This window comes from uncultured Cardiobacterium sp. (assembly GCF_938028185.1).
Lineage (GTDB): Bacteria > Pseudomonadota > Gammaproteobacteria > Cardiobacteriales > Cardiobacteriaceae > Cardiobacterium.
The window spans coordinates 1-7,593 of record NZ_CALJAH010000025.1 but is presented as its reverse complement, the minus strand read 5'-3'; the positions used below and the strand labels follow the sequence as shown (position 1 = coordinate 7,593).

The 7,593-nt window shown below is 58.5% G+C and carries 6 protein-coding genes and 1 tRNA gene; 4 read left to right on the top strand and 3 right to left on the bottom strand.

Features of this window, described 5'->3' with window-relative positions; all coding sequences use genetic code 11:
- Window positions 1-845, bottom strand: an 845-nt coding sequence (locus tag Q0349_RS00950; RefSeq protein ID WP_298078895.1) for a monovalent cation:proton antiporter-2 (CPA2) family protein, incomplete at its 3' end; no start/stop codon positions are given.
- A gap of 259 nt (window positions 846-1,104) precedes the next feature.
- On the opposite strand from Q0349_RS00950, the gene Q0349_RS00945 reads away from it, so the two are divergent.
- From Q0349_RS00945 to Q0349_RS00930, 4 genes are all read left to right on the top strand, one after another.
- Window positions 1,105-2,073 carry a porin gene (locus Q0349_RS00945; protein ID WP_298078894.1) on the top strand — a complete coding sequence of 323 codons (969 nt, stop codon included), beginning with the start codon at window positions 1,105-1,107 and terminating at the stop codon, window positions 2,071-2,073.
- A 225-nt stretch (window positions 2,074-2,298) separates the two neighbouring features.
- Window positions 2,299-3,090 carry a transferrin-binding protein-like solute binding protein gene (locus tag Q0349_RS00940; protein WP_298078892.1) on the top strand — a complete coding sequence of 264 codons (792 nt, stop codon included), beginning with the start codon at window positions 2,299-2,301 and terminating at the stop codon, window positions 3,088-3,090.
- 120 nt (window positions 3,091-3,210) lie between these two features.
- Window positions 3,211-4,614, top strand: coding sequence for a threonine/serine exporter ThrE family protein (locus tag Q0349_RS00935; protein ID WP_298078890.1), 1,404 nt, complete (start codon window positions 3,211-3,213; stop codon window positions 4,612-4,614).
- Window positions 4,615-4,641: 27 nt separating this feature from the next.
- On the top strand, window positions 4,642-6,204 hold the full coding sequence (locus tag Q0349_RS00930) for a DASS family sodium-coupled anion symporter (protein WP_298078889.1): 1,563 nt from the start codon (window positions 4,642-4,644) through the stop codon (window positions 6,202-6,204).
- A gap of 431 nt (window positions 6,205-6,635) precedes the next feature.
- Here Q0349_RS00930 and Q0349_RS00925 read toward each other — a convergent pair.
- Both Q0349_RS00925 and Q0349_RS00920 read right to left on the bottom strand, forming a co-directional pair.
- Window positions 6,636-6,726, bottom strand: a tRNA-Ser gene (locus tag Q0349_RS00925).
- 28 nt (window positions 6,727-6,754) lie between these two features.
- The coding region (locus Q0349_RS00920) for a S1 RNA-binding domain-containing protein (RefSeq protein ID WP_298078888.1) at window positions 6,755-7,593 on the bottom strand (839 nt) is incomplete at its 5' end.

Sequence of the window (7,593 nt, the reverse complement as noted above, 5' to 3'; positions counted from 1 at the left end):
AGGAAAAAGAGGCCGAGCAGCAGGCCGCGGAAGGGCTCAATATCGGCTTCGAGCTGGTGGCGGAAGGAGGATTCGGAGAGCAGGACGCCCGCGACAAATGCGCCCATCGCCATCGACAACCCGCCTGCTTCCATCAGCAGCGCCGCGCCGAGGACGACGAACAGCGCGGCGGCGGTCATCACTTCGCGGGCGCGGGTGGCGGCAAGGATGCGGAAGAGCGGGTTCAGTACGAACAGCCCGGCGACGACCAGCGCGGCGAGTGCGCCAAAGGCGATGGCGACGGATTGCCACAGCGGTCGCGCCGCTTCGCCGACGGGCTCCAGCGGCGAGAGGAAGGCGACGATGGCGAGCAGCGGCACAATCAGCAAGTCTTCAAAAAGAAGAATGGAGACAATGCGTTGCCCGCGCGGGCTGGAAATATCGCCGCGCTCGTTCAACACCTGCATGACGATGGCGGTCGAGGTGAGGACGAAGCCCGCCGCGCTGATGAAACTGACCTGCCACGGGAAGCCGTAAAGCATCCCGACGGCGGTGAGCAGAATGGCGCAGACCAGCACTTGCAGGCTGCCGAGGCCGAATATTTGGCGGCGCAACCCCCACAAATGCGAGGGTTTCATTTCCAGACCGATGACGAACAAAAACATTACCACGCCAAATTCGGCGATATGAATAATCGCCTGCGAATCGGTGACGAGCCGCAGCCCGAACGGGCCAATGGCAAGCCCGGCGGCGAGATAACCCAGTACCGAGCCGAGGCCGAGGCGCTTGAACAGCGGCACGGCGACCACCGCCGCACCCAATAATGAAACCACGCGGACGAGATCGCCCGCCCCTTCTGCTGCCATGAAAACTCCTTGCTGTACGTCAATTGATGCGCGGCATTGTAGCCGTTTATGCGCATGACTGCTGCGCCAATCTGGCGGCAGCGAAAGCGATATAAAACGGCAATGAAGATGACTGCCAGATTTGCCATTTTCGCCGACGTTCGCACCACGATTGCGGCAAAGAAAATGGCTGCATTTATTGGCGCAAAATAACATTGCGGGCGCGCAATGATGTCGTTAAGCTCGCGGCTTTTAATCCAAACAAGAGGAATTATTGTTTATGTACCAATCACGCCATATCGCCCTCGTCGCCCTTGCCGCATGGGCAGGCCAAACCGCCCTTGCCGCTGGCGACAAAAACGAATCCACCGTGACCCTTTACGGCTCGCTGTCGCAAGGCGTCAAAATCACCGATCGCGGCAAAAAAAGCGATGGCAAAGTGGATTATCTGAATGACCATTTGCGTATTGGCATAAAAGCGACAGAAGCACTGGGCGGCAATATCCAGGCATTCTTCAATCTCCATCTCACCAGTAAAGAAACGAAAGACGGCAGTGGCCTGAATGGTCTGCGCGAAGCCTATATCGGCCTGAAAGGCGATTTCGGCAAACTGACGCTGGGGCGGCAAAATACCGCGTGGAAAAGCTATATGGGCAAATCCGTTTTTGACGATGCCGCCATTGGTTTGGCGCGTCCCGGAAAAGTTATCCGCTACGATTTGGACAATATCGGCGGCAGCGGCTTCAAATTCGCCATTGACGGCATCCTCGACGGCTCGCATGAAGTGATTAAAAACGGCAAAAACCGCGCCTTCAATGCCTATGACGCCGCTATTGGCTACAACAAAAACGGCATTGACGCTTCCTTTGGTTATCAAAGCACCAGCGTTCCCGCCATCGAAACCGAACTGGGCGGCAAAACCAAAGAAATCATGGGCGCATCCGTCGCCTTTACCTTCCTTGAAAACAAGGACAAAAAACAGTCGCTCGAATGGGCGCTGGATTACCAGCACCACGCCGGATTTGGCGAATTTGCCGCGACCTCGCTCGATTACAGCCTGGGCTCACAAAAATTCCGCGCGGGCTGGGAAATGCTCGACTATGAAAAAGAAAAATTCTGGCAGCAATATCACCTCGGCTACCGCTACTATTTCAGCAAGCATACCTATACCGAAATCAAAGGCTCTTACCGAACTCAGGGCGGTGAGCACAGCTATTTGAGCAAACTGCTCTTGCGGCATGAATTTTGATAGATAAAAAACGGGGCAATGCCCCGTTTTTTTGGGCTTGCCGCATGAGCAAAAACTGTCCGCCAATTGCCTGATTGGTAATCCGCTGGAAGTGGCAGAAAATTGAGGCAGTTAAGCGGCCGCGAGTGGCGTTACGCCATTGCGCCATATTGACCCAATCCCTTGCTGTTCCGATAATAATGCCATTGATTTTCCGCGCTCTGCCGCGGAAACGGAGGCGCGGCGATGATGTCCGCGTCGCAATCCTGTCCTTTCCCGGAGATTTCCATGTCAGTCAAAATGATGGGTGGTGCGATATTGGCCCTGCTGCTTGCCGGTTGTGGTGGCGGTGGCGATATCCAATTGACGCCCGATCCCAAGCCCAATCCGAATCTGCCTGCGCCCCATCCGCAACCGGGGCAGAATGTCTATCGCCATTTGAGTTTTTATAATGCCCAACAGGGCTCCTTTGGCAGCTCGCGCTCCAACAGCGCGCCCAGTTTTGATACTTTGAGCTTTAATGGGGTCGAATTGCCGCTGGTCGTCGAAGGCATTCGGCCAGGGCGACTGGTGAATGTCGATAATTTGACGCTTGGTGGTACGTCCTATAAAAAATTTGTGAGTGGCATGACCCGTGGCGGCAATGCCCGTTATGGTGCACTCACCTATCAGGGCAACAATATTGTTTTCCATCAGGGGCATTTGACCGCCCATATGCCGACGCAAAGCACGGCGGAATATGTCGGCGATGTGGTGCACGTCAATCATGCCAATCATGAATACACGAATGGCATCCTCTTTGCGCACGCCAATTTTGCCGACAAGAAACTGAAGCTGGATTTCAGCAAGCCGAATGACAACAGCCCATTCGTGCCGCGCTCGCTCGATGCCACCATTGACGGCAATAAATTCACGGGCAAGACGAATGACACCACCGTCAATGGCGCATTCTATGGCGACAACGCCAAAGACATCGCCGGCCATTACGCCAACCCGACGGAAGACTTCCAGGGCGCGTTTGGCGGCTCGCAGCGCTAACACAGACCGGTATTCCGCTACAAAATGGCCTCTTGCGAGGCCGTTTTTATTGCGGGCGGAAATCTGGCGCAACGCCGTATGAGGCTTTCGGTGGACAGCTATACATACAGGATAGCGGGGATGATGTATGTAAACGCCGCCACCGGGCGTTTCCGTCTGCCGGGCGGGCGCGGACGCGGTAAAATTGCCGTCATCTTTTCATGGAGTCCGAATATGACAAGCGAAACGCCGCCGCTGGCGGTGCATCTGGACGAGGCGGCGCAGCATGAGGTGACGCGGCTCTGCGTACTCTCGGCGCTGCTCCTCCTGCAATACGGCGCGGAGAGCAATCTGGTGGTCGGGGTTTCGACCCGGCTCGGTTATGCTCTCGGTGCCTCGCGGGTGGAATGTACGCTGACGGCCAATTCCATCGTGCTGACCACGGTGTTTGACGGCTATTGCATCACCACCGCGCGGCGCAATGTCGATCGCGGTGTCAATATGACGGTGGTGAGCGGGGTGCAGCGCATCATGCTCGCCGCCGAGGAAGGCAAGCTCGACCGCGTCGGCGTGCACGAGGCGCTGGAGCGGGTGCAACAGCAGACGCGGGTTTATGCGCCGTGGCTGGTATTGCTGCTGGTCGCCGTTTCCTGCGCCTGTTTTGCCCGCCTTTCCGGCGGCAGTTGGGAGGTGTGCGCGCTCACTTTTGCCGCCAGTGTCTGCGGGATGCGGGTGCGGCAATGGCTCGGCGGGCTGCATTTCAATGCGATGCTGGTGTTTATGGCGACCGCGTTCGTCACCAGCCTGGTCGCCGGGCTGGGCTTGCGCGTCCAGATGGGCAATGACGCCCATATTGCGATGGCGTCGGCGGTGTTGATGCTCGTCCCCGGTTTTCCGCTGATCAATTCGCTCTCCGACGTGCTCAAGGGCTTCATGAACATGGGCATTGGCCGCTGGGCGCTGGCGACGGTGCTGACGCTTGGCTCGTCGCTCGGCATCGTCATGGCGCTCGCCGTGCTGGGCATTGATTCGTGGACGAATGCGGCGGCAGCACCGTCCGCACCGCCGCCGGACGCTTTGGCGCTGGTGTGGCTGCTGCTCAATGACGGGGTTTTCGCCGCCATCCCGGCGGTCGGCTTTGCGCTGCTGTTCAATGTGCCGCCGCGCGCGCTCAAGTTCTGCGCCGCCCTCGGCGCACTCGGCCACGGCACGGCGACGGTGCTGAAACTCGCCGGAATCACGCCGGTCTTCGCCACCTTTTTTGGTGCCGCCCTCATCGGCACGCTCGGCGTCTGGCTGGCGCAGCGCTATCACCGCGCGCATCCGAAGGTGTTTACCGTCGCCGCCGTCATCCCGATGTTCCCCGGCATCCCCGCGTACAAGGCGATGCTGTCGCTGGTGCTGATTGAAAAGGAAGGCTATTCGCCCGAACGCTTCGCGGTGATGGTCGATCAGTTCGTGCAAACCGGCTTCCTGCTGTCGGCGCTGGTCTTCGGCCTCGCCCTGCCGGGGCTGCTGTTCTACCGGCAGAAGCCGGTGGTTTGATTTTTTAACCTGACAAAAGAGGCAATTATGCAAGAGACAAAACCCGGCCACACGTCGCGCTGGCGTGCGTTCGTATCACGTTGCCGCGAACGCTGCCGCAAACTCGCCCATGACGCGCGGGCGTCTGCCGTCGCCAGTTGGCACGCATTCGTGGCGCGCTGCCGCAGGCTTCCCCGTGATACGGCAGTCTATATCGCCACCACCTGGCGCGCGCTGTCGCCGGAAAGCCGCAAAAAAATCAAACAGGCCATCGCCGCCTTCGTTATTTCCGTTGTCCTCGCGCTCGTGGTCGCGGGCGAAGGCTTCAGCTACGCGCAATACTGCACGCTGTTCCTCCTCTTCTTCGCCATCCAGCTCTGGATTACCGAAGCCGCACCGCCGTTCGCGGTCGGCATCTTCATCGTCGGCTTCCTCGTCTATGCGCTCGGCAACGCGGACGGCATCGACGTTGGCAAATACGTCAAAACCTGGTCGGACGGCATCATCATCCTCTTCCTCGGCGGCTTCTTCCTCGCCGAAGGGATGCAAAAAACCCGCCTCGACTACAAACTGCTGCAAAAACTCCTGCCTTATTTTGGCCAGCAAGCGCGCTACATCCTCCTCGGCCTGATGCTCACCACCGCCTGCATCTCCATGCTGATGAGCAACACCGCCACCACCGCGATGATGATCGCAACCGCCGCGCCGCTCTACACCAACAGCAAAAGCAACTTCGCCCGCGCGCTGCTGCTCGGCATCCCGGCGGCGGCCTCCATCGGCGGCATGGGAACCGTCATCGGCTCGCCGCCCAACGCCATCACCGTCGGCGCGCTGGCACAACGCGGCATCAACATCGGCTTCATCGACTGGATGATTGTCGGTATGCCGCTCGCCATCATCCTCACCCTCGTCTTCTGGCGCATCCTCGTCAGCGCCTACAAAATCGGCAAAGACCCGCTCGACACCAGCTTCCTTACCGCGCCGCAGGACGGCACGCCTGCGGTCAATCCGCTGCAAGAACAAATCATGATGGCCATCCTTGCCCTCACCCTGTTCTTCTGGATGGTGGGCAAACCGCTGTTTGGCATCCCGACCGCCGCCGTCTCCGGTATCCCCATCGCCGGACTAACGCTGACCGGCATATTGACCGGCAAAGACGTGCGCGCGCTGCCGTGGGACACGCTGATGCTGGTCGCAGGCGGCCTCGCCCTCGGCCTTGCCATCGAAGAACAGCACCTCGCCGAATACTACGTCGAAAAACTCAAACACGTCCAAATCGACTACCACACGCTGATCATCCTCTTCGCGCTGATTACCGTGACGCTGTCGAACTTCATGAGCAACACCGCCGCCACCGCCATCCTCATCCCGGTCGCGCTCTCGGTGACGGCGCTCATCGGCGACCACAACCCGGCCATCCTGCCGCTGATTATCGGCTTCTCCGCCTCCTGCGCACTGTTCCTGCCGGTCTCCACCCCGCCGAACGCCATTGCCTACAGCACCGGCCTGCTCAAACAGTCCGAATTCCGCCTCGGCGGCATCAGCGTCGGCCTGCTCGGCCCGGCACTCATCATCTTCTGGGTGCTGACCACCAACCGCGTGATGGGCTAACCTCCTGCTGCAAAAAACCCCGCCACGGCGGGGTTTTTCATGGCTGCTACGCACAAAAAGTACCGCGCCAATGATGTGCGATACACACGAAATTCTGTACAAGACGCGCCGTCGAAGACAGTACGCGGGTACGGCGTGGGCTCCCGGTCAAGCGGCGTAACACCATATGAGGCTTTCGGTGGACGGCGATAAAATCATCGTGCTATGACCAATTTATAGTTCGGGCGGTTACGGACTTCGTCCTAACCGCCCCTACGTTTTGAGGGGTATTTGCGTAGATTGTTATGGCAATCCCCCGCCTCATACTGTGTGTTGCATCGCCTCGCTGTACAGGGCTTGTGAGGATTGCTATAGACCGCGCCTTTGTCATTTCACACGGGCAAGATTGGAACGAAAAAAACCACCTTGAACAAGGTGGTTTTTTTGGGTGGTGGCGGAGAGAGGGGGATTCGAACCCCCGATACGCTATTAACGTATACACACTTTCCAGGCGTGCGCATTCGACCACTCTGCCATCTCTCCGGTTTGGTCGTGTTAAACGGGGCGCGGATTATAACGAATTTTTTGCCTCTTTGATAGAGAGTCTGACGCGGCCCTGGCGGTCAATTTCCAGCAGTTTGACTTTAACTTCCTGGCCGACGCTGAGTTCGTCTTCGACGTTATTGACGCGGTGTTCGGCGATTTGCGAGACGTGTACCAGCCCTTCTTTGCCGGGGAGGAAGGCGACAAAGGCGCCGAAGTCGGTGATTTTCACCACTTTGGCGTCGTAGATGCGGCCGATTTCCGGTTCGGCGGTGATTTCTTCGATGATGCGGCGGGCATCGTCGGCGGCAGTTTTGTCCACGGCGGCGATTTTGATGGTACCGTCGTCTTCGATTTCGATGGTGGTACCGGTAGTCTCGGTGATGCTGCGGATAGTCGCACCACCTTTGCCGATGACGTCCTTGATTTTTTCGACGTCAATGCGCAGGGTGGTGAAACGCGGTGCGTATTCAGAGATTTCGGCACGCGGTTGGGCAATCGCCTGGTTCATGATATCGAGGATATGCAGGCGTCCGGCTTTGGCCTGGGTCAGCGCCTGTTCCATGATTTCACGGGTGATGCCGTCAATTTTGATGTCCATCTGCAAGGCGGTAACGCCGTTGGCGGAACCGGCGACTTTGAAGTCCATGTCGCCCAGGTGGTCTTCGTCGCCCAGGATGTCGGAGAGGACGGTGAAGCGCTCACCTTCTTTGACCAAGCCCATGGCAATGCCTGCCACCGGGGTTTTGACCGGCACGCCGGCATCCATCAGCGCAAGACTGGTGCCGCAAACGGAGGCCATCGAGCTGGAGCCGTTGGATTCGGTGATTTCGGAGACGACGCGGATGGTGTAGGGGAAGGCGCTTT